The sequence below is a fragment of the Nocardioides sp. Z13_37 genome, from assembly GCF_058355585.1.
Map to the genome: position 1 here is coordinate 598,322 of NZ_JBZGDV010000001.1, position 22,954 is coordinate 621,275.

Genomic DNA, 22,954 nt, shown 5'->3' on the forward strand with positions numbered 1-22,954 from the left:
CCCGTGCGGCTACTCCGTGGCGATGGCGTCGAGCACCTTCATCCGCGAGGCGCGCACCGCGGGCACGATGGCGGCCAGCACGCCGAACACCACGGCGATCACCAGGAAGACCACGAGCGAGCCGAGCGGCAGCGACAGCACGGTCAGGTCGTCGGAGAGCGACTGGCGCAGGGCCACGCCGATGAGGATCCCGACCACGAGCCCGAGGACCGCGCCGAGCACGGCGATGGTGATGGACTCGAGCGTGATCATCAGCCGCAGGCGCCGTCTCGACAGGCCGACGGCGCGGAGCAGGCCCACCTCGCGGGTGCGCTCGATGACGCTGAGGCCGAGGGTGTTGACGATGCCGATGACCGCGATGACGACGGCCAGCGCGAGCAGGCCGTAGATCATGAACAGCAGCTGGTTGACCTGCTGCTTGATCAGCTCGGAGAAGCCCTCCTTGTCCTGCACCGTGACGATCGGCAGGTCCTCGACGACCTCGTCGAGGGCGTCGTGCACCGCGTCGACGTCGGCGCCGTCGCTCACGTTGACACTCAGCATGCTGTCGTTGCGCCGCAGCCCGGCGTCCTCGAGGACGCTGATGGGCAGCGTCACCCCGTTGGTGATCGGGGTGTCCTCGAAGATCCCGACCACCTCGAGCCCGACCGTCTGCCCGCCGGGGAAGGACACCGGGATCGTGCTGCCCACCTCGGCGCCGAGGTCGCTCGCGGTCGACGCGCTGAGGATGGTCTGGTCGCCGCTCATGTCCTGGGTGCCGGCGCGCACGTCGAGGTCGTAGATGTCGCCGAACGCGTCGTCGACGCCCGCCACGAAGCTCTGGTCCTGGTCGACCAGGGCCACCGATCCCTGCATCCGCGAGACCGTGCGGACGCCGTCGACCTCGGCCATCTCGTCGCCCACCTGGGTGGGGAAGCCCTGGAAGCTCGGCGACTGCACGAGGAAGTCGCTGCGGAACTCGCGATCGACCAGCTCGTCGTTGGTCGCGCTCAGCGACGACGCCAGCACGCCCACGGCCGAGACGACGGCGAGGCCGATCATCAGCGCCGAGGCGGTCGCCCCGGTGCGCCGGGGATTGCGCAGCGCGTTCTCGCCGGCGAGCTTGCCGGTGGTGCCGAAGAGCTTGTCGAACAGGGTGCGGCAGGCCAGGAGCACCGGGTGACCGAGGACCGGCGCCATGACCGCGACGGTGATCACCCAGATCACCGCGCCCGCGCCGATCCAGCCCGGATCGGCGCCCGGTGCGCCGACCAGGCCCGCGACCATGAGCGCGCCGCCGACGACGAGCGCGACAGTGCCCAGCACCAGGCGTCGGCGACCCAGCGCCTTCTCCTGGACGGTGAGGTCGTCGCGGAGGGCCGCCACCGGCGGCACCTTCGCGGCGCGGCGGGCCGGCACGAAGGCCGCGACCATCGTCACCACGATGCCGACGGCGTAGGCGGCGATCACCGTCGACGGGGTCAGCACCAGCACCTCGGACGCGATGTCGAGGCCCTGGGAGCGGAAGATCGCGGCGAGTCCGCGGGAGAGCCCGAGCCCGATCAGCAGGCCCAGGGTGGATCCCAGCACGCCCATGAGGAACGCCTCGATGAGGACCGACCGCGTCACCTGCCGCCGGCTGGCACCGAGCGCGCGCAGCAGCGCCGACTCGCGCACCCGCTGCGAGACCAGGATCGAGAAGGTGTTGAAGATGATGAACGCGCCCACGACGATCGCGATCACCGCGAAGGCCACCAGGAAGTAGCCGATGACGTCGAGGAACTGCCCGATCTGCTCGTCGGACTCGTCGATCACCTCCTGCCCGGTGACGGCGGTGAAGCCGTCGGGCAGGACGGTCTTCGCGGCGTCGGCGAGCTCGGTCTGGCTGACCCCGTCGGCGGCCGTGAGGGCCACCGTGGTGAAGGCGTCCTCGCCGTCGAGGAAGACGTCCTGGGCCTCGCTCGTCTCGAGCAGCGCGAGCGTGGCGCCCGCCGTGCCGCCGCCGTTGAAGTTGGACGTGCCGACGAGCTCGAACTCCTTGCGCACCTGGCCGGTGGGCAGCAGGAGGGTGACCTGGTCGCCCAGCTCGTAGCCGCCGCGCTCGGTCGACGACTCGTCGAGGTTGATCTCGCCGGGCGCGTCGGGCCACTCGCCCGACTCCAGGATCAGGATCGGCTCGCCCGCGGTGTTGACGCCGTCGTTGTGGTTGAAGACGAGGGTGGGCGCGCCGGTGCCACCGACGAGCTTGCCGTCCGCGCCGAGCAGGTAGGCACCCACCCCGTCGACCGAGGCGTCGGCCGCGGCCACCTCGGGCAGCGCGGCCAGCCGGTCGACGACCTGCGGCTTGACCAGCTTGGTGGTGCCGGCGCCCGAGGCCTGGAAGGACACCTCGCCCTCGGTGCGGACGACGGCGTCGGAGGTGGAGCCCTCGATGATGTTGTCGAACGTCGCGCCGAGGCCGTGGCTGAAGGTGAGGACGCCGGCGAGGAAGCCGATGCCCAGCACGATCGCCAGGGTGCTCATCACCAGGCGGACCTTGCGGGCCACCAGGTTGCGCCAGGTGAGGCGGAGCATGCTCAGCCCGCCTTGCGTGCCGCGGCGTCGCTGAGGCGGCCCATGCGCTCGAGGATGGCGTCACGGTCGGGGTCGCGCAGCTCGTCGACGAGCTTGCCGTCGGCGAGGAACAGGACCCGGTCGGCGTAGGACGCCGCGACCGGGTCGTGGGTGACCATGACCACCGTCTGGCCGAACTCGTCGACGCTGCGTCGCAGGAAGCCGAGCACCTCGGCGGAGCTGGTGGAGTCGAGGTTGCCCGTCGGCTCGTCGGCGAAGACGATCGAGGGCCGGCTCACCAGCGCGCGGGCGCAGGCGACGCGCTGCTGCTGCCCGCCCGACATCTCGCTGGGCCGGTGGCCGAGGCGCGGGCGCAGGCCGACGGCGTCGATGACGGCGTCGAACCACTCCTTGTCGGCCTTCTTCCCGGCCAGGTCGAGCGGGAGGACGATGTTCTCCCGCGCGGTCAGGGTCGGCACGAGGTTGAACGCCTGGAAGACGAAGCCGATGCGGTCGCGGCGCAGCGTGGTCAGCGCCTTGTCCTTCAGCGCTCCCAGCGACGTGCCGTCGACGACGGCCTCGCCCGAGGTGGGGTTGTCGAGCGCCGCCAGGCAGTGCATCAACGTGGACTTGCCGGACCCCGAGGGGCCCATGATGGCGGTGAACTCCCCCTTCATCAGGTCGACGGTCACGCCGTCGAGGGCCCGCACCTGGGCCTCCTCCGAGCCGTAGACCTTCACCAGGTCCCGTGCACTTGCCGCGACGCCCTGCGGCGCCCCTGCCGTGGGCTGCTCACTCATGTCAGGAAGTCTGACAGGGGGTTGCGACGTGCGGCCATGGGATAACACCCGCAGCCGACCCTGACATCTGTCAGGGACGGGCCGGGGTCGGTCAGGGGGTGCGGCCACCTAGGTTGGCCCGCGTGGGAGACGTCGTCGCGGGGCTGCTGACCGGTCTGGCGCTGATCGTGGCGATCGGCGCGCAGAACGCGTTCGTCCTGCGCCAAGGGCTGCGCCGCAGCCACGTCGGGCTCGTCGTGAGCGTGTGCGCGCTGTCCGACGTGGTGCTCATCGTGGCCGGCGTCGCCGGGATCGGGGTCGTCGTCGACCGGGCGCCGTGGGCGGTCGAGGTGGTGCGCTGGCTCGGCGTCGCGTTCCTCACGGTCTACGGCGCGGTGTCGCTGCTGCGTGCCCGGCGACCGCAGGCGCTCGACGCGGCGGGCGGCACGGTCGAGGCCCGGCGCGGCGTGGTGGCCCGGGCCGTCGCGCTGACCTGGCTCAACCCCCACGTCTACCTCGACACGGTGCTCCTGCTCGGCTCGATCGCCGGCACCCACGGGGCGGCCGGTCGCTGGTGGTTCGCGCTCGGTGCGTGCGCCGCGAGCCTGGTGTGGTTCGCCGGTCTCGGGTACGGCGCGCGGCTGCTCGCCCCGCGCCTGGCGAGCCCGCGCGCATGGCAGGTGCTCGACGTGCTCGTGGGGCTGGTCATGGTGGCGATCGCCGTCCGCCTCGCCCTCGGCGCCTGAGCGGCGCGCCGCCTCACGCGTCGGTCGTGCCCGATCGGTCCGCCTGCCGGGCGAGCGCCTCGTCGTGGCGTGCGTGCAGTCGCTCGCGGATCTCGTCGGGCTCGTAGTGCCGACGCGCCCGCTCGTCACGCGCGACGGCGGCGCCCGTGGCGACGCCGGCCAGGATCCCCGCCAGGCCGAGCCACTTCCACGCGCGCATGCGGCGAGCCTAGCGGCGTTCCTGCGGCAGACTGCGCGCATGGCATCGGCCCTGACCCTCGACCAGGCGGTCGACCTCACCCGCAGCGGCGACATCTGGCTGTTCCGGGGCCGGCGGGCGCCCGACCGCGCCATCCGTGCCGTCACCAACGCCCCGGTCAACCACGTCGGGATGGCGGTCGTCCTCGACGACCTGCCGCCCCTGATCTTCCACGCCGAGCTGGGCCGGGCGCAGCTCGACGTGTGGGCCGGCGCCCACCACCGCGGCGTGCAGCTGCACGACCTGCGCGAGGCGGTCGGGCGGTGGCACACCGACTACGACCAGGACGCCTGGGTGCGCCAGCTCGCCCCCGAGGTCGGTGCCGAGGAGGAGGACGGCATGCTGCGCGCCATCGCCCGGCTCGACGGCGTCTCCTTCCCGAGCATGGCGCGGCTCGGGGCGCGCTGGCTGCGCGGCCGTGACGCGTACGTCCCGCGCCGCAAGCGCGGTCGGCGGGTCACGCCGGAGGCGGCGTTCTGCGCCGAGGTGGTGGCGACCTGCTACATGGAGATGGGCATCCTGCGCGACGACCGGCGCGCCACCTGGTACGACCCGGGCACGTTCTGGAGCGGCGACCACCTGCCCGTCTCGCCCGGCTGGACGCTCGGCACGGAGGTCGCGGTCAGTCGCTGACCGACCGCGCGAGCCGCTCGGCCACCACCGCCACCGCGGCGCGGAGCTCGGCCCCGCCGGTCACGGTGAACGCGAAGGGCACGCCGGCCAGCCACTCCCCGGCGTAGGCCTCGGGGTTGCTGGTGCTGCCGAGCAGCTCGCAGCGTCCGTCCGGCAGCGCGCGCAGCTCGCCGAGGGTGGGCCGGATCCACGGGCGCACCTCCTCGAGCGGAGCGTCGAAGACGACGTGGGTGTCGTGCTCCCACCCCTTGGCGAGGTTGGCCTCCAGCGCCGCGGCCGGGTCGAGGTCGGCCGGCACGTCGAACGTGCCCTCGAGCAGCTCCACCCCGGTGATCCGGTCGACGCGGAAGGTCCGCAGCGCGTCGGCATGGTGGGAGTGGCACAGCAGGTACCACCGGCCGTGGCGGACCACGACCGACCAGGGGTCGACGTCGAACGTGCGCTCGCTGCCGGTCGCCGTGCGGTAGTCGACCCGGACCTGCTGCTGGGCGGCCACCGCCGCGACCAGCTCGGTCGTGACCTCGGGGTCGGGGCGCACCGGGGCGCGCTCGGGGACGGCTCGCGCCGTCTCCCGCACCGCGACGGCCTGCCGGGCGACGTTGGTCGGCAGCACCCGCAGGATCTTGCCCAGCGCCGCGCCGACCGGGTCGCCGGCGTCGGCGACCGCGTGGTGGGAGTCGAGGGCGGCCATCACGAGGCCGAGCGCCTCGGTGGCGGAGAAGACCAGCGGCGGCAGTCGCAGCCCGCGCCCGAGGGTGTAGCCGCCGTAGGGGCCACGGGTGGACTCGACCGGGATGTCGGCCTCGCGCAGGATCGCGACGTAGCGCCGCGCGGCGCGCTCGGTGACACCGAGTCGGGCGGCCAGGTCGGCCGCGGTCGTGCCGGGACGCGCCTGCAGGATGTCGAGCGCCCGCAGGGCGCGGGCGGTGGGGCTGATGTCGCTCACCCCGACATCGTCGCACCGGTTCCGGACGGAGAACGTCCGGAACCGGTCCTAGCGTGGTGCCGAGGGGTCGACACCCACCACCAAGGAGGACCCATGGACATCGTGCTCATCGCCGGACTCTGGCTCGACGGCTCGGCCTGGGACGACGTGCTGCCCGAGCTCGAGGCGCTCGGCCACCGAGGCGTCCCGGTGACGCTGCCCGGGCAGGGCGACGGCGCCACCACCGCGACGTACGACGAGCAGGCCGACGCGGTGCTCGCCGCCGTCGACGCCGCCGAGGGCGCACCGCTCGTGGTGGGCCACTCCGCCGCGTCCACGCTGGCGTGGGTCGCGGCCGACCGCCGCCCCGACGCCGTCACCGGCGTCGTGCTGATCGGCGGCTTCCCGACCACCGGCGGCGACAGCTACGCCGACTTCTTCGAGACCGACGGCGACGCCGTGGCGTTCCCGGGCTGGGAGCCGTTCGCCGGGCCCGACTCCGACGACATGTCGCCCGAGCTCAAGGCCGAGGTCGCCGCGGGCGCCCACCCCGTCCCGGTCGGAGTGACCAAGGGCGTCGTGCGCTGGACCGACGAGCGGCGCCACGGCGTGCCGCTGACCCTGGTGTGCCCGGAGTTCAGCCCCGCCCAGGCGCAGGAGTGGATCGACGGCGGCGACGTCCCCGAGCTCGCCGACGCGACGGCCCTCGAGCTGGTCGACATCGACTCCGGCCACTGGCCGATGTTCACGCAGCCGGCGGCCCTGGCCGCCCTCTTCGACGCCGCGGCCCAGCGCTCGCGCGTCGGCTGAGCGGCGCCGCGGCCGGCGGGACTCAGCGCAGCAGCTCGTCGGGCCCGGCCGCCACCGTCGGGATCTCGGCGGGCGCCCGGCCGGCGGGCCGCAGCGGCTCGAGCGGGGTCGCCGGGGTGAGCGGCGTGACCGGCAGGACGACGTAGCCGCTGTGCACGCCGGAGGCGAGGTCGACGCCGACCTCGGCGAGCTCGGCCGGGGCCATGCCCAGCATGACTGCGACCGCGACCGCGCTGTCGGGGCGGTCGGCGGGATCCTTCTGCAGCAGCGACGCGACGACGGCGCGCAGGTCCTCGGGCACCTCCTCGCCCAGCGGCGGCGGCGGCTCGTTGACGTGGCACAGCGCCGTCGCGATCGGGGTGCCGCGGTCGAAGGGGCGCTGGCCCGTGAGCATCTCGTGGGCCACCACACCGAGGGCGTAGAGGTCGCTGGCGCCGGTGGCCTGCTCCCCGACCGCCTGCTCGGGGCTGATGTAGTTGGGGGTGCCGAGCATCTCGCCGACGCGGGTGTGGCCGATGGTGTCGATCGCGCGGGCGATGCCGAAGTCGGTCAGCTTCACCAGGCCGTCCTCGCGGACGAGGATGTTGGCCGGCTTGACGTCGCGGTGGACCACGCCGGCCTCGTGGGCGGTGCCGAGCGCGAGCGCGGCCTGGCCCAGGATCGAGCGCACCGCCTCGGGCTGCATCGCCCCGTGCTCGCGGATGATCGCCGAGAGCGGCAGGCCCGGCACGAGCTCCATCACGAGGTAGGTGAGGTGGTCGTCCTGGCCGTAGTCGAAGACGGTGGTGATGTTGGTGTGGAGGAGGGCCGCGGAGTGGCGCGCCTCGTCGCGGAACCGCTCGGCGAAGATCTCCTCGTTGTCGGGGTCGGCGCGCATCACCTTGACGGCGACCTCGCGCTGCAGCACGTCGTCGAGACCGCGCCACACGTCCGCCATCCCACCGGAGGCGATGCGCTCCTGCAGGACGTACCGGTCGCCGAGGCGAAGTCCTTCCACGAGCCTGTGCACGGGCCTGTCCCACTTCCCTCGAAGGGAGGCGCGCGACAGCGCCCCGACTTCGGATGCTACTCCGCACGGAGCCCCGTTCCTGCGCCGATGGCCGCACTCCCACCCCCACGGGTGCCTTGACAACCTACAACCAGTTAGTTGTAGCTTTGGGTCATGGACGACGACGAGGACCGGGCGGACGCGTGGTTCCACGCGCTCTCCGACCGCACGCGGCGCGACATCCTGCGGCGCGTGCTGGCCGGCGAGCACTCCGTCTCCGCCCTCGCCCGCAGCTACGACATGAGCTTCGCCGCCGTGCAGAAGCACGTCGCCGTCCTCGAGCGCGCCGGACTGCTGACCAAGCGCCGTCAGGGCCGCGAGGCCCTGGCCAGCGGCGACGTCGAGGCGGTGCGGTCGGTGGGCGCCATGCTCACCGAGCTCGAGGACCTCTGGCGCGGCCGCATCGCCCGCATGGACGAGCTCCTCGCCGAGCCCGCTCCCTCCCAGCCCACCCAGCCCACCGAGCGCAACCGACCCGACCGACCCACCTGAAGAAAGGACCCGACCCATGCCCGTCACCGACGTCACCCACGACCTCGACGCCCTCACGCTGACCATCACCGCCGACTTCGCCGCTCCGCCCGAGCGCGTGTGGCAGGTCTACGCCGACCCGCGCCAGCTCGAGCGCGTGTGGGGACCTCCCGGCTACCCCGCCACGTTCGTCGACCACGACCTGGTCCCGGGCGGGCGGATGACCTACTACATGACCAGCCCGGAGGGGGAGAAGTACTACTCCTACTGGGAGGTCACCGAGGTCGAGGAGCCGCGCCGCTTCGACTTCAAGGACGGCTTCGCCGTCGACGACTCCTTCGCGCCCGACCCCCAGATGCCGGTCGCGTTCAACACCTACAACTTCTCCGCGACCGCCACCGGCACCCGCGCGACGTTCATCGGGGCCTACGCCGACGCCGCGACGCTGCAGAAGGTGCTCGCCATGGGCGTCGTCGAGGGCTCCACGCAGGCGATCAACCAGATCGACGGCCTGCTCGCGTCCTGACGACCAGCCGGCCAGCCCAGTCCGACCAACCAGCCCACGAGCGCAGGAGCCACCATGAGACCCATCGTCGTCACCGAGTTCATCACCCTCGACGGCATCGTCGACTCCCCCGGCGGCGGGGAGCACCCGCACGCCGGCTGGACCTTCTCCGACGTCGACTTCGTCGAGGAGGCCTACGACATCAAGGGCAGGGAGACGGTGGACGCCACCGCCCTGCTGTTCGGGCGGCAGTCCTACGACGAGTTCGCCCCGGTGTGGCCCTCGATGGAGGAGTTCGCCGACTACAACGCGATGCCCAAGTACGTCGTGTCCACCACCCTGCCCGGCGACACCGCCCCCTGGGGAGAGGGCACGGTCGAGGTGCTGCGCTCCCTGGACGACGTGGCCGCGCTGAAGGAGACCGACGGCGGCGAGATCCACGTGCACGGCAGCGCCCGGCTCGCCCAGGGCCTCGCCCGCGCCGGCCTCGTCGACCGTTACCACCTGCTCGTCTTCCCGGTGCTGCTCGGGAGCGGCAAGCGGCTGTTCGGCGAGAGCGACAAGACCAAGCTCGAGCTCGTCGAGCACGCCGCCTACGACAACGGCATCGTGCTGCAGCGCTACGACGTCGTGCGCTGACCCCCTGGCGCGACGCCACTGGTCTGCGAGACTCGATCGGTGGAGCTCGCCCTGCTGCTCGTCTCGATGGCGGCCGTCGTCCTCGCGGCGACCGCCGTCAGCGAGCGGCTGCACGTGCCGGCGCCGCTCCTGCTCGTCGTCGTCGGCGCGGCCGCAGCGTACGTGCCGGGTGTTCCCACCATCCACCTCGAGTCCGAGGTGGTCCTCCTCGGCCTGCTGCCGCCCCTGCTCTACGCCGCCGCGATCCAGACCTCGCTGGTCGACTTCAACGCCAACCGGGGCACCATCCTGCGGCTGTCGGTGCTGCTCGTGGTGGTCACCGCGCTGGCCGTCGCCGTGGTCGTGGACCGGCTGGTGCCGGGCCTGGGCTGGGCGGCGGCGATCGCGATCGGTGCCGTGGTGGCGCCGCCCGACGCGGTCGCCGCCACCGCCGTCGCACGACGCATCGGGCTCCCCCGCCGCGTGGTCACGATCCTCGAGGGCGAGTCGCTGTTCAACGACGCCACCGCCCTCGTGGTCCTCCGCACGGCCGTCGCGGCGCTGTCCGGCGGGGTGGCGATCGCCGCGGTGGCCGGCGACTTCGCGCTGGCGGCAGGTGGTGGCGTGCTCATCGGCGGCGCCGCCTTCCTGCTCGTCGCGGCGCTGCGCACGCGGCTCCGCGACCCGCTGATGGACACGGCCGTCTCGTTCCTGACCCCCTTCGCGGCCTTCGTGGCGGCCGAGGAGATCCACGCCTCCGGCGTCCTCGCGGTCGTCGTCGCCGGACTGCTGCTGGGCCACAAGGCCCCGCTGATCCAGACCGCACAGTCCCGGATCACCGAGCGGATCACCTGGCGCACCGTCGCGTTCGTGCTGGAGAGCACCGTCTTCCTCCTCATCGGCCTCCAGCTCGACTGGATCCTCGCGGGCGCCCGCGACTCCAGCCTGCCCGGATGGCGCATCGCGCTCGTGTGCGGCGCGACCCTGCTGACCGTCGTGGTCGTCCGGCTCGTCTACATGCAGGCCACCGGGTTCCTCCGCCGCCGCGACCCCATCCCCGCCTCGTGGAGCTTCCTCATCGGCTGGGCCGGCATGCGTGGCGTGGTCACCCTCGCCGCCGCGTTCGTCATCCCCGAGGACGCCCCGCACCGCGAGGTGCTGCTCCTCATCGCCTTCACCGTCGTGGCGGGCACCCTGCTCGTGCAGGGACTCACGCTGCCCCTCGTGACCCGGCTGCTCGACGTGCCCTCCCCCGACCCCGCCGAGGACGCCCTCGCCCGGGCCTCGCTGCTCCAGCAGGCCGCCGACGCGGGCTTCGCCCGGCTCGACGAGCTGGAGTACGACGACCAGCACGGCGTCGCCGCCCAGGTCCGCGCGCGCGTCGACCAGCGCACCTTCGCGGCGTGGGAGCAGCTGTCCACCGCGGCCGAGGAGGAGACGCCGTCCGAGCTCTACGCCCGCATCCGCGGCGAGATGATCGAGGCGGAGCGGGCCAAGGTGCTGCGGGTGCGGGGCAAGGGCCACGTGCCCTCCGAGGTCGTGAGCCAGGTGCTCGGCATGCTCGACATCGAGGAGTCGATGCTCGACGCCGCCGCCTCGGCACGCGCCGACGTACGCCGCAGCAGCCTCGCCCCCACCGGCGGCCGCTCCTGCGGCGACCTCGAGGAGCACCCGGTCACGCAGACCGGGACCGAGCCGGCCTGCGCGGAGTGCCTCGTCGAGGGCACCCGGTGGGTGTCGCTGCGCCAGTGCCTGAGCTGCGGGCACGTGGGCTGCTGCGACTCCTCGGTCGGCAGGCACGCCACGGGCCACTTCCACCAGAGCCTGCACCCGGTCGTGCAGTCGGCCGAGCCCGGTGAGTCGTGGCGCTGGTGCTACGTGCACGACATCACCGGCTGAGAAATCACCCCTCCGCCACGGCCCCCGGCGCCACTACGCTCGGAGCATGGGAGCGCCCGCGATCGTCATCGCCTCCACCCACCACGCGCCCGAGCTGGGTGAGGCGTTCGCCCGCTACGAGCGGGAGTACGACGTGCGCCACGTCAGCGACGAGGTGACGGCCAAGGCCACCGCCAAGGAGCTGATCCACTCCGGGCACCAGGTCGCCCTCTTCGTCGTCGACAGCGACCACGACCGCGACAAGCTGTTCGGGCTGATCAGCGGCACCCGTCAGGCGGTGCCCACCTCACGCCGGCTGATCGTCACCCACGTCAGCCGCTTCCGGGAGGACAACCAGACCTTCCGCCACGCCGTCGCCGCCGGCAAGGTCGACGCGCTGCTGCTGATGCCGCAGGGTCCCCGCGACGAGGAGTTCCACCTCGCCGTCGGCGAGCTGCTCAACGAGTGGAACGCGACGGTGGCGGCGCCGGTCGTCGAGAACGTCCGCATCATCACCCCGGAGAAGGACGCGCTCGCCCGCGACCTCCTCGACTACCTCGCCCGGGTCGGGATGCCGGCCGGGGTGCACCACCCCGACAGCGAGGTCGGCCGCCGGGTGATGGCGACCTGCCCGGACGAGGTCGGGCACTGGCCGGTCGTGTCCTCGCTGGCCGGCTGGTCGGGCCACTGCCCCGACGTTCGCTCGCTCGCCGTCCGGCTCTACGGCCGCCCCGACGAGATCGACGTCGACGAGGTGGTCGACCTCGTGGTCGTCGGTGCCGGGCCGGCCGGCCTCGCCGCGAGCGTCTACGCCTCCAGCGAGGGCCTGTCGACCGTCTGCCTGGAGGCCGAGGCCATCGGCGGGCAGGCCGGCACCAGCTCGATGATCCGCAACTACCTCGGCTTCCCGCGCGGGATCTCCGGCATGCGGCTGGCCCAGCGCGCCCGCGGCCAGGCGCTGCGGTTCGGCACCCGCTTCTTCACCGGCTGGCCCGCGACCGGCATCTCCCCGTGCGCCCACGGCGACCACCACGTCGTGCACACCGACGGCGGCGACGTGCACGCCCGCACCGTCCTCGTCTCGACCGGGGTCGACTACCGCCGCCTCGGCGTGGAGTCGCTGGAGGAGCTCGTCGGGCGCGGGGTCTACTACGGCGCGGCGATGGCCGCGGCACGCGAGCTCGCCGGCGACCACGTGGTGGTCGTCGGCGGCGGCAACTCCGCCGGCCAGGCGGCGATCCACGCCGCCCGCTTCGCCTCGGCAGTGACGATCGTCGTCCGCCGCCCCGACCTGCGGGCCACCATGTCCTCCTACCTCATCGACGAGATCGAGTGGAACCCCCGCGTCACCGTGCGCGCGTGCACCCGCGTCGTTGACGGCGGCCCCGACGACGTCGGGCAGCTCGCCTGGCTCGACATGGAGGACGTCGACAGCGGCGCGCGGGAGCGGGTCGAGGCGCGTGGGCTGTTCCTGCTGCTGGGCGCGTCTCCGGAGTGCGGCTGGCTGCCCCCGACCGTGCTGCGCGACGACCGGGGGTTCGTCCTCACCGGCCGCGACGTCCCGACGGAGCGCTGGGTCGACGGCGTGCCTCCCGCCGACCTGGCCACCACGCTCCCGGGCGTCTTCGCCGGCGGGGACATCCGCGCGGGCTCGATGAAGCGGGTGGCGTCGGCGACCGGCGAGGGCGCCTCGGTGGTGGCCTCGGTCCACGCCTGGCTCGGCCGCTGACCCGGCCGCTGGTCCCGCCTCAGAGCGTCAGCAGCAGGAAGACCACCGCGAGCGCGGGCAGCGTGCCCTGGATGAGCGCGGCGCGGACCATCGCGCGGTCGTGGGTGACCAGCACGAGGGCCGCCGCCAGCATCGAGCCGGTCCCGGCGAGCGCGAGCGCCCGGCCGACGTCCTCGTTGCGGGCGAGCAGGGCGACGCCGACGCCCGTGGTGATCGCCAGGAAGAGGTTGTAGAAGCCCTGGTTGTAGGCCATCGACTCGAGCAGTGGCGCGTCGGCCTCCGCCACCCCGAACGCGCGCCGCGTCGCCGGCTCCGTCCACCGGAACGACTCCAGGACCCAGATGTAGACGTGCAGGAGCGCGGCGCCGACCGCGAAGACCGCGGCGAGGATGGTCATGCAACTCACACTAGGCTCGGCTACCCCTTCGTGGGTGGCACGCGGCGACCACGACGCGCAGACTTCCCCACCACGCGGCGACCCTGCCGTGACGACGAGGAGGTTTCCATGGGACGACTGATCGGCATCCTGCTCGTGATCTGGCTCGCGATCGGCGCGTTCGCCGCGTACCAGCGCGGCTACTTCGAGGACACGAAGACCAACTGCTCCGAGGCAAGCGACATCGCGCTCAACATCGTCTCCGGTCCGCTCAACTACACCGGCCTCAACCCCAAGGTGGGCTGCCCCGACGTCGACACCCCAGAGCCGAGCAAGTAGTCCGCACCCCCGTGGTCTGTCGGGCGCCGGGCCCGCCAGGTCACTCCTGCGGCTCCTCGAACGGGGTCGCGGCGGCGTCCGACACCCGCCAGGCGAGGACGCCGTCACGCGGGCTGACCGCGTAGACCCGCGAGCCGTCGGGCGCCACGAGCACGGCGCGCGGGGTGTCGTCGGCGCCGGCGAGAGCCTGCAGGGCGTCATCGCGCCAGTCCCAGAGCTGCACGTCGGGATCGTCCTTGACGCTCGCCACGACGGTGTCGGCGTCGAGCCAGGCCAGGTGGTCCCCGGCGGCGGGAAGCGCCGCCTGCTCCAGGCCGGTGGCGCTGTCCCAGACCGTCACTGCGGCCCGGTCGTCCAGGGCGAACGACGAGGTCGCGAGGGTGGTGCCGTCCTGGGCCCAGGCCACGTGGCCCTGCGGCGGTGCGTCCAGCTCGCCCACCTGCTTGCCGGTCGCGGTGTCGTGGAGGGTCACCGGAGCATCCGAGGCGGCCACCGCGAGCGTCGGGGCGCGGGGGGACCACGCGACCGCGACGGCGTCGCCCTCGACGTCGAGCCCGGGCTCGACCGCGGCCACCTCCGCCGGGTCGCCGACCGACCAGAGGCGTACGACGCCGTCCGCCCCGGCCCCGGCGAGCGTCTCGCCGTCCGGTGAGAACTCGAGGTCGCGCAGGCCGCCGCCCGCGGCGTCCTGGACCACATCGGCGTCGTAGGCCTCGACCGCGCCGACCTCCTCACCGGTCGTGCCGTCGAGGAGGACCACCGACACGGTCCCGCCCTCGACCCGGTCGGTCGCGACCAGGCCGGCGGCGCTCCACGCGACCACGCCTCCCCCGGTCCACCGCTCGCCGAGGGTCCCGTCGCCGGTGGACCACACGCACAGCTCGCCGTCGCACGGCACCGCGAGCCGCCCACCGTCGGGGCTCAGCGCCGCGGAGTCGCCGGTGACCGCCACGCCGGGCACCTGCACGACGTCACCCGACCCCGCGTCACCGCCGTCACCGCCCCCGCTGCCCTCTCCCTCGGGCCCGTCGTCGGAGGAGCAGCCGGCGAGCGCCAGGGCCGCCGCCGCCAGCACCGCCGCCAGGGGCAGGGCCCGGCTCATGCACCCACCAGGTGGGTCACGTCGAACCAGGCCTCGCCGCCGTCGTCGCACTCGTGGCGGTCGAGCGAGCGGCCGGCGAAGGTGAGGACGGTCTGCTGCCGCGAGGTCCGCCGGGCCGCGCGCAGCACGTCGTACTCGTCGCCGACGCGCAGCACGCTCCACGGGTGCTCGCGGGTGCCGTCGCCGGTGCTCCGGATCGACTCGAGCGCCAACGCCTGGAGGGTGCGCTCGGCGCGAGCGCGGGCGTCGTCGCCGAGCCCGGCGTGCGCGGCGGCGAGCGCCGCGTGCGCCGACGGGGAGAAGAACGCGCCCGGCATCACGCCCTGGACGCGCGAGACCACCTCGGCGTGGTCACCGCGAGCCAGGGCGGGCGCCACGAGGGCGACCACGTCGAGGCCCGGGTCGAACCCGGGCGAACGGCGGACGACCTCGCGCAGCGCCGCGAGGTCGGCGGCCGACCGGGTGCGGGCCCAGCCGAGCGCGAGGTCGGACAGCGCCGGCCCGCCGGACTGGCTGTGCGCGCTCATCGCGCCTCCTCCCTGATCCGGTCGAGGTCGTCCTTGTCGAGGTCGTCGAGGTAGTCGCCGCCGGTCTCACGGGCGTCCTTCTCGACAGGCTGGTCACGATAGGCGTCGAAGCCGTCATCGTCCGAGGTCTTGTAGTCGTCGAAGTTGTCCCGCCACTCCTCGACCTCCTCCTGGCTGACGCCGGGCGGTCCGTCGTAGTCCTCCCACCACCACCAAGGCAGGTCGTCGACCGCCTTGTGCTGCTGGGCGTGGCGGACCTCGTGGGCGACCGTGCCGAGGATGGTGGGGTCGTCGAGGTTGCCCTCGTCGATGCGCAGCACCCGGTCGCCCTCGCTCCAGCTGCCGCGCGAGTCGGTCGACGGGTCGTCGTCCTTGCCGTCGCCGTCCTGGTCCTCGAGGTCCTCGATGCGCACCTCGAAGTCGTCGACTCCGGCGTCGCGGGCCTGCTGCTCCGCGATGTGCTCCAGCACCCGGCGGCGCTCGGCGTCGGACATCGACGACCAGTCGCGCTCGACCTCCGGGTCGACGACGTACTCAGGGCCGTCGTCGCTGAAGGAACCCTGCGGCCGCGCGGCCACGAGCGCCGAGTCGACGGCGTAGGCGTCGTCGAGGACGTCGCCGACCCGCGTCGCCAGGGCGGACACCGCGCTCTGCCGGATCGCCTGGTGCTCGCGCGCCTCGAACTGGTTGTCGAAGGTGCGGCGCGGCGCGACGTCGCTCACGGTGCCGGCGGAGTCGACGGCCAGGTCCTGCGCCGCCGCGTCGCTGAGGATGTCCTGGACGGCCTGCTCGATCCGGGTGACCGGGCCGATCTGGGCGTAGACCTGGCGTTCGAAGCGGGCCAGGCCCTCGATGTGGCTCGTCATCTGGGCCACCAGGCCCGCCTGCCGGATCACCGCGGCCCACCGCGCGATGCCGGACCACCCGGCGGGGACCGCGTCGGCCTCCACCGCGTCGCGGGCCTTCTCCAGCGCCAGGATGTCGACGCGGAGCTCGTCACTCGCCGCCTTCACGCCCTCGGCGCGCCAGGACCTGAGATCACCGAAGGTGATGCTCACTACTTCACCCCCAGGAACTTCCGCAGCCACGCCTGGAACGCCTGGGCCCGGGCGTCGGCGGCCTCCGCGTCGGTGGCGGCCGCCTGGAGGCCGTCGGCGAACCCGTCGACCGACGACGCCCACACGTCGATCCCGTCGTCCCACGCGGTCGCGAACTGGGGCATCACGCTCGCGGTGCTGCTGCCCGGCAGCGCGCCCCCGAGCATCCCGATCGCGTCCGACGCGTCCGCGGCCCGCGCGGCCCTGGCCGCCGAACGCAGGTCGCTCGCTGCGGCCCGCAGCTCGTCCGGCTCCACCTGATAGGTCGACATGGAGGGTCGATGCCCCGCAGCGCGCCTCGCGAAACCGACGCGACGGCGCCTGGGGATGACGGCGAACGGTCAGGTCGGCGGGGCTACGCGAGCCAGGAGGGGGTCCAGCCCTCCGGCGGGTCCTCCCCCACGCGTCCGTCGACGGCCTCGCGGAGCAGGTCGGCGTGGCCGGTGTGCCGGGCGTACTCCTCCAGCAGGTCGAGGAGCAGCCGGCGCAGGCGCGGGTGGTGGCCGTTGCCGTCGTCGACGTGGGCACGGAGGTCCAGGCCGCCCTCGGCCAGGGCCTCCTCGATCCGGGCGGTGTTGCGCACGACCGCGTCGTCGTAGACGGCGTACGTCTCCGCGGCGCCCAGGCGCTCGGTGACGAACTCCCACTCATCGGTCCCGTCGTGGCCGAGCGAGCGCCACGGCTCGTCCAGCACCTCGCCGCGGAGCTTGGTCGTCAGGTAGTAGTCCTCGGCCAGCGCGAGGTGGAGCAGCAGGCCGCCGAGGGACAGCGCGGACGACGGCAGCCGGTGGCGCAGGCCCGCCTCGTCGAGGCCGTCGGCCTTCCACCGCAGCGTCGCGCGCTGGCGGGCCAGGGCGCCGAGCACGTGCTCGGCCTCGGTGCCGTCGATCGGCGGCTCCCACGGCGGGGGGACCCAGGTGTCGTGGTCGTCGGTGCTCATGCCAGCGACCGTAGACCCGGTTGCGGACGACCGGCGACCGGTTCACCGGGCACGAGGGGGTGGACACCGATCCTCGCCTCGCGCCATCGTGTGCGGATGCGACGACTCGGCGTCACCCTCACCCCCGTCCTCAACTCCCTCCTCACCTCGGCCGTCGCCTCGGCCGTGGCCCTGACCCTCGCCGTCCCGGCGACCGCGGCGCCGCCCGACGCGACATCCGGTGCCAAGCCCGGTGCCAAGGCCGACGCCAAGCCCGGCGGTCCCGACCCGTTCCGCGACGGCTGGGCCCAGACCGTGGTCGACGCCGACCAGAACCTCCGCGGCCTGAGCGCCGTGAGCCCCAGGGAGGCGTGGGTGACGGGCGAGAGCCTGACCGACGGTGGACCCGCCCGGGTCTTCCGCACCACCGACCGCGGCCGCACCTGGACCGACGTGAGCCCCGAGCTGACCGAGGGCCTGTCGTTCCGCGACGTCGAGGTCGACGGCCGCGTCGCCCACGTCCTGGCGATCGGTCCGGGCGAGGCCTCGCGGATCTACCGCTCCACCGACGGCGGTGCCAGCTGGACCGAGGCGTTCCGCAACACCGACGAGGACGCGTTCTACGACTGCATGGCCTTCTACGGCGGCGGCAAGCGCGGCCTGGCCGTCAGCGACCCGGTCGACGGCAAGCTCCGCATCCTGTCCACCGCCGACCGCGGCCGCAGCTGGTCGGTGCTGCCCAGCAAGGGCATGCCGGCCTCGGACGGCGAGTTCGGCTTCGCCGCGAGCGGCGACTGCCTGGTCACCGCCGGCAGGTCGGCGTTCCTGATCACCGGCGGCAAGCGCTCGCGCGTGCTGCGCTCCGACGACCGGGGACTCACCTGGCGCGCCACCGCCTCCGGCATCCCGGCCGGTGAGTCCGCCGGCGGGTTCGCGGGCGACTTCGCCTCGCCCCGCCACGGCATCGCCGTCGGTGGCGACTTCGCCGACGCCGACGACACCGAGGACACGACGTCCTACACCCGCGACGGTCGCACGTGGACCGTCGGCGCCGACCTGACCCACGTCGGCGAGGACGTGTCGTTCCTCCGCGGCACCCGCTACGCCGTCGCCACCGGCGACTACGGCGGCTCGGCCGGCTCGAGCATCACCTCCGACGGCGGGGCCACGTGGAAGCGGGTCAGCAAGCTCGGCTACCACGCGATCGAGTGCGTCGGGGCGGTGTGCTGGGCGGCGGGGTCGAAGGGCCGCGTCGGGCGCGGCTGACCCCGCGCGCCGGCCGGCGGCGTACGCCGTCTCGCTAGGGTCGACGGATGGCCGACCTCTCCCGCGTCCCGACCGCCCCCCTGCTCGCCGCCGGCCTCGTCGGCGGCTTCACCCTCGCCCAGCGGACCGGCGTACGACCCCTCGGCGGGGCCGCGATGCTCGGCGCCAACGCGCTCGCCGCGCGCCAGTGGTACGCCGTCGGCGGCGTGCCGCTGGCGGCCGGGCTGAGCGCGGCCTACTGGACCGCCATGGGCGCCTCGCACCCGCTCGCGAAGAAGGTCGGCACCTGGCCGTCCGTCCTCGGGGTCACCGCGGCGGCGTCCGGCGCGGCCTGGCTGCTCGCCGACCGGCGCCGCGCCCGCCCGTGACGGTTCATCAAGGTATGTAGGCCAACCTGCACTTCCCACGGTCAGCTCGCCATGGGAAGTGCAGGTCCAGCGACATACCTTGATGAACCGTCAGTCGTCGGGGAGTGCGGCGAAGGCGGCCTGCATCTCGCGGTACCAGCCGAGCGAACGCTTGGGGTGGCGCCAGCGGCCCTTCATCTCCTTGCGTGCCGGCAGGTGTGCCTCGTCGCCCGCCTTCTCGGCCTCCTTGAGGTGCGCGTCCTGCGCGACGATCACGTCGTCGTGGGTCTCGCCGCGGTGGGCGAGGTCGCAGGGGCCGCCGAGCTGGCGGCAGGTCATGGTCTTCATGCTGTCCTCCTCCTTCGTCTGCTGGGGTGACTCTGCCCGGTCGACGAGCGGGACGCCACAGACGTGACACGCGGCGTCGGGGCGGGCCCTCGCGTGCCCTGCGCATGTCCGACCACGCCGGTAGAGTCGACGCCTCGGGCAGGGGGCGCACATGGCGAGGTCACGCAGCGTCGCGGGCGGGTGGCTGGTCGTCGTCTGCTGCCTGTCGCAGTTCCTGCACACCGTCTACGGCAGCGTCGCCAACATCGCCCTGCCCGACATCTCGCGCGACCTCGGCGCCGGACTGGGCTCCCTGCAGTGGGTGGTGAGCGCCTACGTGCTGAGCCTGGCGAGCCTGTTGGTCTTCGCGGGCAACCTCGCCGACCGCATCGGCCGACGACGCGTGCTCGTGCTGGGCAACGTGGTGATGGTCGTCGGCTCGATCGTCTGCGCCCTCAGCACCTCGGTGCCACCGCTCGTCGTCGGGCGGGTCGTCCAGGGTGTCGGCAGCGCCCTGATCGCGCCGGCCGGCCTGTCCCTGCTGGCGGCGGCGTTCCCCGAGACCGCGCGGCGCGCCGTCGCGGTGATGTGGTGGACGACGATCGGCACCGCGTCGCTCGCCGCGGGGCCGATCCTCGGCGGTCTGCTCGTCAAGGACCTCGGCTGGACATCGGTCTTCTGGGCCGGGGTGCCGCTGGGGGTGGTCGCGTCGGTCCTCGCGGTCGCGCTCCTGCAGGAGTCGCGTTCCGAGCACCCGACCCCGTTCGACGGTGTCGGGCAGGTGCTGCTGACCCTCCTCCTCGCCGCGATCGCGTTCACCCTCATCGAGGGCTCGCACCTCGGGTGGACGTCCGCGCCGGTGCTCGCTGCCGCCCTCGTCGCCGTCGCCTCACTGGGCGCCCTCGCGCCCTACGAGCTGCGCCGCTCGGACCCGCTGCTGCCGCTGCACCTGCTGGGCGACCGGCCGTTCGTCACCGCGCTGTCCATGGCGGTGGCGGGCTACCTGGCGCTCGCGGGCCTGCTGTTCGTCAACACGTTCTACCTGCAGTCCGAGCGCGGGCTGGACGCCACGCAGGCCGGTCTCATGACGATCCCGCTGGCCGCCGGCGCCACCGCCTCGGCCCTCCTGGCGGCGCGCCTCGTGGCCGGCGGCCACTCCCGTGCGGCACTGGTCGCCAGCGGCGTGCTCATCGCCCTCGGCGCCGGAGGTCTGTGGACGACCGAGTCGGCGGCGCTGTGGACGGTCGTCGTCCCCTACTACGTCTTCGGTCTCGGGTTCGGCCTCATCGCCGATCCCGTCAGCGTCACCGCGCTCTCGGAGCTGCCGACCGCCGAGGCGGGGCTGGCGTCCAGCCTCATCTCCACCTCCAAGCAGACCGGCCAGCTGATCGGCATCGCCGGCGCCGGCTCGATCCTCGCCGTGCCGCAGACGTCGTCGGACGCGCTGGCGTTCGACCACATGGGCGGGTGGGTGTGGGCGGTGCTGCTGGTCGCCGGGGTGCTCATCGCGGGGCTCGCGCTCAGCACGCCGCGCGGGCGGATCGCCGTGCCCCGCAAGCCGCCCGTCGACCGCTGACCCGCCCGCACCGGGCCGTCCGCGGCCAGGGCGCGCGTCACGACCTCACCGCGGCGCCGGCCCCTCGCGCCGTACGACCTGCTCCAGCACGGCCGGATCGGCGCGGAAGGTGATCGCCCGGACCCGGCCGTCGGCCACCTCGAAGTCGAAGACGACGGCGGGCGCGCCGCGGTGGAACCACGCCGAGCCGGGACGGTCGCCGACGAAGACGGCCAGGGCCGCGTGGGCGCTGCCGTTGAAGAAGGTGGCCACCTCGTCGCTGCCCTCCATGGACGCGGGCGTGCCCATCAGGACGGCTGCCTCGTCGGCACCGACCACCGCGTCGGGGGCGAGCAGCCGCAGGAGCCGCTCGAAGTCACCGCCCCGGGCAGCGGCCATGAACGCGTCCACCACCTCCCAGTCGGCCAGCGCGTCCTCGGGCGCGGGCTGGGCCACCTTGGCGCGGGCGCGCGAGGCGAGCTTGCGGGCCGAGACCGCGGTGGTGTCGAGGACTGCGCCGATGGTCGCGAAGTCGAAGCCGAAGCTGTCGTGCAGGACGAAGGCGACCCGCTCGCGCGGCGACAGCCGGTCGATGACCGCCTGGAGGGCGATCCCGACGGTGTCGGCGAGCGCGACGTCGTCCGCCGGGTCGGGTGTGGGCTCGGCCCAGAGCTCGGTCGTCGCGTCGTCGCCCACGGGGTCCTCCACGGGGACGGGCGTACGCGCGCGGAGCCGGTCGAGGCAGAGCCTGGTGGTGACGGTGGTGAGCCAGGCCGCCAGGTTGTCGATGTCGGTGCCGTCGCGGGTGCCGGCGCGCTCGAGCCGCAGCCAGGCCTGCTGCACCACGTCCTCGGCCTCGGCGTGGTCGCCGAGCACCCGCGCCGCGAGGACGAGCAGCCGCGGCCGCTCCGCCTCGAAGGCCTCCGTCCGGTCCATGGGTCCACCTTTCCGCGTGCGCGTCGTCTCGACCAGTCGACGCACCAGCGGCCGCGGACGTGACACGCGGCGCGACCGGCCGTCTTGCACACTGGTGGACATGCAGGCTCTCCGGCTCCGGGCCGCAGCCCCGGTCACGACCGTCGTCGCGGTCCTGGCACTGCTCGCCGGCTGCACCAGCGGCGGCGGCGCGGGGGCCGACCGGCCCGACGCGGCGCCCAGCTCGAGCGAAACGTCGTCTGCGGAGCCCACCGAGGAGCCCACGGAGCCCACCGAGGAGCCCACCGAGGAGCCCACCGAGGCGCCCACCCAGGAGCCCACCGCCGACCCGACCGAGGAGCTCGAGCCGGCCCATCCCATCTCGATGGCCGCCCTGTCCCGGGCCGACCTGACCGGCGGCGGGCTGCGGCTCGGCGCCGTGGGCGAGCAGACGGCCGACTACACGTCGTACGACGTCACCTTCGCCTCGACGACGGCGGGCGAGGGCACCCGCCGGTTGCGGATCAGCGGGGTGCTCAACGTGCCGACCGGGCGCGGTCCCTTCCCGGCCGTGGTGCTGGCCCACGGCTACATCGACCCCGCCTACTACGTGCGCGGCCAGGGCATGACCCGCGAGCGCGGCTTCCTGGCCCAGCGCGGCTACGTCGCGCTGCACGTCGACTACCGCAACCACGCCGAGTCGAGCGATGACCCCCGCATCGAGACCGCCGTACGCCTCGGCTACGCCGCCGACGCGATCGCCGCCCTTCACGCGCTGCGCGAGTCGCGCGACGTGCGCGTCGACCCCGACCGGATCGCGCTGTTCGGCCGCTCGATGGGCGGCGGCGTGATGATGCGTGCGCTCGCCGCCGAGCCGGGCATGTTCGCCGCCGGCGTCGGCTGGGCCTCGGTCTCCAGCCTGGAGACCGACAACTTCGCGCAGTTCCAGCGCCCGGACGCCCCGCTCGCGCAGCTCGAGGCCGGCTTCCGCGGACGGCACGGGCTGCCGGCCGACGACCCGGAGTTCTGGCGCGGCGTCTCGCCGCGACCCCTCTTCGGCGACATCACCGAGCCGGTGCTCATGGTGCACGGACGCCTCGACGACACCTGCCCGCCGGCGTGGGCGCGAGCCACCCAGCGCGCCATGACGCGGGCCGGGGTCGACGCGACGCTCGAGTGGTACGGCGACGGGCACGCGTTCGGCCCGGCGTTCGTCGCTGCGATGGACCGCACCGTCCGCTTCGTCGACGCCCGGATGCCGGCCTGACGGAG

The 22,954-nt window shown here is 73.8% G+C and carries 26 protein-coding genes; 13 read left to right on the forward strand and 13 right to left on the reverse strand.

Annotated elements, in window-relative coordinates:
* Positions 1-9 precede the first annotated feature (9 nt).
* Together AC4H2S_RS02865 and AC4H2S_RS02870 are read right to left on the reverse strand one after the other, a co-directional pair.
* Positions 10-2,553, reverse strand: a complete 2,544-nt coding sequence (locus tag AC4H2S_RS02865; RefSeq protein ID WP_491495451.1) for an ABC transporter permease — start codon at positions 2,551-2,553, stop codon at positions 10-12.
* Positions 2,554-2,555: 2 nt separating this feature from the next.
* Positions 2,556-3,332 carry an ABC transporter ATP-binding protein gene (locus AC4H2S_RS02870; RefSeq protein WP_491495452.1) on the reverse strand — a complete coding sequence of 259 codons (777 nt, stop codon included), beginning with the start codon at positions 3,330-3,332 and terminating at the stop codon, positions 2,556-2,558.
* Between the two features lie 122 nt (positions 3,333-3,454).
* Between AC4H2S_RS02870 and AC4H2S_RS02875 the strand changes: the two genes are divergently transcribed.
* Positions 3,455-4,057, forward strand: coding sequence for a LysE/ArgO family amino acid transporter (locus AC4H2S_RS02875; RefSeq protein ID WP_491495453.1), 603 nt, complete (start codon positions 3,455-3,457; stop codon positions 4,055-4,057).
* 13 nt (positions 4,058-4,070) lie between these two features.
* On the opposite strand, the gene AC4H2S_RS02880 is transcribed toward AC4H2S_RS02875, so the two are convergent.
* Positions 4,071-4,256: a hypothetical protein gene (locus tag AC4H2S_RS02880; protein WP_491495454.1), complete on the reverse strand. Its 186-nt coding sequence runs from the start codon at positions 4,254-4,256 to the stop codon at positions 4,071-4,073.
* A 39-nt stretch (positions 4,257-4,295) separates the two neighbouring features.
* On the opposite strand from AC4H2S_RS02880, the gene AC4H2S_RS02885 reads away from it, so the two are divergent.
* Complete coding sequence (locus tag AC4H2S_RS02885) at positions 4,296-4,928, forward strand: hypothetical protein (protein ID WP_491495455.1); 633 nt, start codon at positions 4,296-4,298, stop codon at positions 4,926-4,928.
* On the opposite strand, the gene AC4H2S_RS02890 is transcribed toward AC4H2S_RS02885, so the two are convergent.
* Positions 4,918-5,874 carry a helix-turn-helix transcriptional regulator gene (locus tag AC4H2S_RS02890; protein WP_491495456.1) on the reverse strand — a complete coding sequence of 319 codons (957 nt, stop codon included), beginning with the start codon at positions 5,872-5,874 and terminating at the stop codon, positions 4,918-4,920. The genes AC4H2S_RS02885 and AC4H2S_RS02890 overlap by 11 nt on opposite strands.
* A 93-nt stretch (positions 5,875-5,967) precedes the next feature.
* Here AC4H2S_RS02890 and AC4H2S_RS02895 point away from each other — a divergent pair, with 93 nt between their 5' ends.
* A complete protein-coding gene (locus AC4H2S_RS02895) occupies positions 5,968-6,663 on the forward strand; it encodes an alpha/beta fold hydrolase (RefSeq protein WP_491495457.1) in 696 nt (231 codons plus the stop codon).
* A 22-nt stretch (positions 6,664-6,685) separates the two neighbouring features.
* On the opposite strand, the gene AC4H2S_RS02900 is transcribed toward AC4H2S_RS02895, so the two are convergent.
* Positions 6,686-7,672 carry a protein kinase domain-containing protein gene (locus AC4H2S_RS02900; protein WP_491495458.1) on the reverse strand — a complete coding sequence of 329 codons (987 nt, stop codon included), beginning with the start codon at positions 7,670-7,672 and terminating at the stop codon, positions 6,686-6,688.
* Positions 7,673-7,825: 153 nt separating this feature from the next.
* On the opposite strand from AC4H2S_RS02900, the gene AC4H2S_RS02905 reads away from it, so the two are divergent.
* From AC4H2S_RS02905 to AC4H2S_RS02925, 5 genes are read left to right on the forward strand one after another with little or no spacing between them, the layout of a single operon-like run.
* A complete protein-coding gene (locus AC4H2S_RS02905; protein WP_491495459.1) occupies positions 7,826-8,203 on the forward strand; it encodes an ArsR/SmtB family transcription factor in 378 nt (125 codons plus the stop codon).
* Positions 8,204-8,219: 16 nt separating this feature from the next.
* Positions 8,220-8,708 (forward strand): SRPBCC family protein, encoded by a 489-nt coding sequence (locus AC4H2S_RS02910; protein ID WP_491495460.1) that lies wholly within the window; start codon positions 8,220-8,222, stop codon positions 8,706-8,708.
* 54 nt (positions 8,709-8,762) lie between these two features.
* Positions 8,763-9,326 (forward strand): dihydrofolate reductase family protein, encoded by a 564-nt coding sequence (locus tag AC4H2S_RS02915; protein WP_491495461.1) that lies wholly within the window; start codon positions 8,763-8,765, stop codon positions 9,324-9,326.
* A 39-nt stretch (positions 9,327-9,365) separates the two neighbouring features.
* On the forward strand, positions 9,366-11,204 hold the full coding sequence (locus tag AC4H2S_RS02920; protein WP_491495462.1) for a Na+/H+ antiporter: 1,839 nt from the start codon (positions 9,366-9,368) through the stop codon (positions 11,202-11,204).
* Positions 11,205-11,250: 46 nt separating this feature from the next.
* Positions 11,251-12,912, forward strand: a complete 1,662-nt coding sequence (locus AC4H2S_RS02925; RefSeq protein ID WP_491495463.1) for an NAD(P)/FAD-dependent oxidoreductase — start codon at positions 11,251-11,253, stop codon at positions 12,910-12,912.
* Positions 12,913-12,931: 19 nt separating this feature from the next.
* Here the strand turns inward: AC4H2S_RS02925 and AC4H2S_RS02930 are convergent, their stop codons facing one another.
* Positions 12,932-13,309 (reverse strand): DUF1304 domain-containing protein, encoded by a 378-nt coding sequence (locus AC4H2S_RS02930; protein ID WP_491495464.1) that lies wholly within the window; start codon positions 13,307-13,309, stop codon positions 12,932-12,934.
* Between the two features lie 108 nt (positions 13,310-13,417).
* Here AC4H2S_RS02930 and AC4H2S_RS02935 point away from each other — a divergent pair, with 108 nt between their 5' ends.
* Positions 13,418-13,627 carry a hypothetical protein gene (locus AC4H2S_RS02935; protein WP_491495465.1) on the forward strand — a complete coding sequence of 70 codons (210 nt, stop codon included), beginning with the start codon at positions 13,418-13,420 and terminating at the stop codon, positions 13,625-13,627.
* A gap of 40 nt (positions 13,628-13,667) precedes the next feature.
* Here the strand turns inward: AC4H2S_RS02935 and AC4H2S_RS02940 are convergent, their stop codons facing one another.
* The 5 genes from AC4H2S_RS02940 to AC4H2S_RS02960 form a co-directional block, all read right to left on the reverse strand.
* Positions 13,668-14,729 (reverse strand): WD40 repeat domain-containing protein, encoded by a 1,062-nt coding sequence (locus tag AC4H2S_RS02940; RefSeq protein WP_491495466.1) that lies wholly within the window; start codon positions 14,727-14,729, stop codon positions 13,668-13,670.
* The gene (locus AC4H2S_RS02945; RefSeq protein WP_491495467.1) at positions 14,726-15,256 is read right to left on the reverse strand and encodes a DUF4919 domain-containing protein; all 531 of its coding nucleotides are present in this window, start codon (positions 15,254-15,256) and stop codon (positions 14,726-14,728) included. The genes AC4H2S_RS02940 and AC4H2S_RS02945 overlap by 4 nt, the downstream gene beginning before the upstream one ends.
* Positions 15,253-16,314 carry a hypothetical protein gene (locus AC4H2S_RS02950; protein ID WP_491495468.1) on the reverse strand — a complete coding sequence of 354 codons (1,062 nt, stop codon included), beginning with the start codon at positions 16,312-16,314 and terminating at the stop codon, positions 15,253-15,255. The genes AC4H2S_RS02945 and AC4H2S_RS02950 overlap by 4 nt, the downstream gene beginning before the upstream one ends.
* Positions 16,314-16,625 carry a hypothetical protein gene (locus AC4H2S_RS02955; RefSeq protein WP_491495469.1) on the reverse strand — a complete coding sequence of 104 codons (312 nt, stop codon included), beginning with the start codon at positions 16,623-16,625 and terminating at the stop codon, positions 16,314-16,316. Before AC4H2S_RS02955 ends, AC4H2S_RS02950 begins: the two co-directional genes overlap by 1 nt.
* A gap of 83 nt (positions 16,626-16,708) precedes the next feature.
* Complete coding sequence (locus tag AC4H2S_RS02960; RefSeq protein WP_491495470.1) at positions 16,709-17,293, reverse strand: mycothiol transferase; 585 nt, start codon at positions 17,291-17,293, stop codon at positions 16,709-16,711.
* Positions 17,294-17,389: 96 nt separating this feature from the next.
* On the opposite strand from AC4H2S_RS02960, the gene AC4H2S_RS02965 reads away from it, so the two are divergent.
* Positions 17,390-18,538, forward strand: a complete 1,149-nt coding sequence (locus tag AC4H2S_RS02965; RefSeq protein WP_491495471.1) for an oxidoreductase — start codon at positions 17,390-17,392, stop codon at positions 18,536-18,538.
* Between the two features lie 47 nt (positions 18,539-18,585).
* Positions 18,586-18,906 (forward strand): hypothetical protein, encoded by a 321-nt coding sequence (locus AC4H2S_RS02970; RefSeq protein WP_491495472.1) that lies wholly within the window; start codon positions 18,586-18,588, stop codon positions 18,904-18,906.
* A 90-nt stretch (positions 18,907-18,996) separates the two neighbouring features.
* On the opposite strand, the gene AC4H2S_RS02975 is transcribed toward AC4H2S_RS02970, so the two are convergent.
* A complete protein-coding gene (locus AC4H2S_RS02975; RefSeq protein WP_491495473.1) occupies positions 18,997-19,233 on the reverse strand; it encodes a hypothetical protein in 237 nt (78 codons plus the stop codon).
* A 151-nt stretch (positions 19,234-19,384) separates the two neighbouring features.
* On the opposite strand from AC4H2S_RS02975, the gene AC4H2S_RS02980 reads away from it, so the two are divergent.
* A complete protein-coding gene (locus AC4H2S_RS02980; protein WP_491495474.1) occupies positions 19,385-20,788 on the forward strand; it encodes an MFS transporter in 1,404 nt (467 codons plus the stop codon).
* Positions 20,789-20,833: 45 nt separating this feature from the next.
* Here AC4H2S_RS02980 and AC4H2S_RS02985 read toward each other — a convergent pair whose 3' ends face one another.
* Positions 20,834-21,703 carry a sigma-70 family RNA polymerase sigma factor gene (locus AC4H2S_RS02985; RefSeq protein WP_491495475.1) on the reverse strand — a complete coding sequence of 290 codons (870 nt, stop codon included), beginning with the start codon at positions 21,701-21,703 and terminating at the stop codon, positions 20,834-20,836.
* Positions 21,704-21,803: 100 nt separating this feature from the next.
* Between AC4H2S_RS02985 and AC4H2S_RS02990 the strand changes: the two genes are divergently transcribed.
* Positions 21,804-22,949, forward strand: a complete 1,146-nt coding sequence (locus AC4H2S_RS02990) for an alpha/beta hydrolase family protein (RefSeq protein ID WP_491495476.1) — start codon at positions 21,804-21,806, stop codon at positions 22,947-22,949.
* Positions 22,950-22,954 lie beyond the last annotated feature (5 nt).

Coding starts and splice junctions, on each gene's coding strand:
- AC4H2S_RS02885 (WP_491495455.1), top strand. CDS start 4,296: ATGGCATCGGCCCTGACCCTCGACCAGGCGGTCGACCTCACCCGCAGC.
- AC4H2S_RS02880 (WP_491495454.1), bottom strand. CDS start 4,256: ATGCGCGCGTGGAAGTGGCTCGGCCTGGCGGGGATCCTGGCCGGCGTC.
- AC4H2S_RS02970 (WP_491495472.1), top strand. CDS start 18,586: ATGGCCGACCTCTCCCGCGTCCCGACCGCCCCCCTGCTCGCCGCCGGC.
- AC4H2S_RS02940 (WP_491495466.1), bottom strand. CDS start 14,729: ATGAGCCGGGCCCTGCCCCTGGCGGCGGTGCTGGCGGCGGCGGCCCTG.
- AC4H2S_RS02905 (WP_491495459.1), top strand. CDS start 7,826: ATGGACGACGACGAGGACCGGGCGGACGCGTGGTTCCACGCGCTCTCC.
- AC4H2S_RS02895 (WP_491495457.1), top strand. CDS start 5,968: ATGGACATCGTGCTCATCGCCGGACTCTGGCTCGACGGCTCGGCCTGG.
- AC4H2S_RS02935 (WP_491495465.1), top strand. CDS start 13,418: ATGGGACGACTGATCGGCATCCTGCTCGTGATCTGGCTCGCGATCGGC.
- AC4H2S_RS02915 (WP_491495461.1), top strand. CDS start 8,763: ATGAGACCCATCGTCGTCACCGAGTTCATCACCCTCGACGGCATCGTC.
- AC4H2S_RS02910 (WP_491495460.1), top strand. CDS start 8,220: ATGCCCGTCACCGACGTCACCCACGACCTCGACGCCCTCACGCTGACC.
- AC4H2S_RS02930 (WP_491495464.1), bottom strand. CDS start 13,309: ATGACCATCCTCGCCGCGGTCTTCGCGGTCGGCGCCGCGCTCCTGCAC.
- AC4H2S_RS02945 (WP_491495467.1), bottom strand. CDS start 15,256: ATGAGCGCGCACAGCCAGTCCGGCGGGCCGGCGCTGTCCGACCTCGCG.
- AC4H2S_RS02965 (WP_491495471.1), top strand. CDS start 17,390: ATGCGACGACTCGGCGTCACCCTCACCCCCGTCCTCAACTCCCTCCTC.
- AC4H2S_RS02925 (WP_491495463.1), top strand. CDS start 11,251: ATGGGAGCGCCCGCGATCGTCATCGCCTCCACCCACCACGCGCCCGAG.
- AC4H2S_RS02980 (WP_491495474.1), top strand. CDS start 19,385: ATGGCGAGGTCACGCAGCGTCGCGGGCGGGTGGCTGGTCGTCGTCTGC.
- AC4H2S_RS02975 (WP_491495473.1), bottom strand. CDS start 19,233: ATGAAGACCATGACCTGCCGCCAGCTCGGCGGCCCCTGCGACCTCGCC.
- AC4H2S_RS02985 (WP_491495475.1), bottom strand. CDS start 21,703: ATGGACCGGACGGAGGCCTTCGAGGCGGAGCGGCCGCGGCTGCTCGTC.
- AC4H2S_RS02990 (WP_491495476.1), top strand. CDS start 21,804: ATGCAGGCTCTCCGGCTCCGGGCCGCAGCCCCGGTCACGACCGTCGTC.
- AC4H2S_RS02955 (WP_491495469.1), bottom strand. CDS start 16,625: ATGTCGACCTATCAGGTGGAGCCGGACGAGCTGCGGGCCGCAGCGAGC.
- AC4H2S_RS02865 (WP_491495451.1), bottom strand. CDS start 2,553: ATGCTCCGCCTCACCTGGCGCAACCTGGTGGCCCGCAAGGTCCGCCTG.
- AC4H2S_RS02960 (WP_491495470.1), bottom strand. CDS start 17,293: ATGAGCACCGACGACCACGACACCTGGGTCCCCCCGCCGTGGGAGCCG.
- AC4H2S_RS02870 (WP_491495452.1), bottom strand. CDS start 3,332: ATGAGTGAGCAGCCCACGGCAGGGGCGCCGCAGGGCGTCGCGGCAAGT.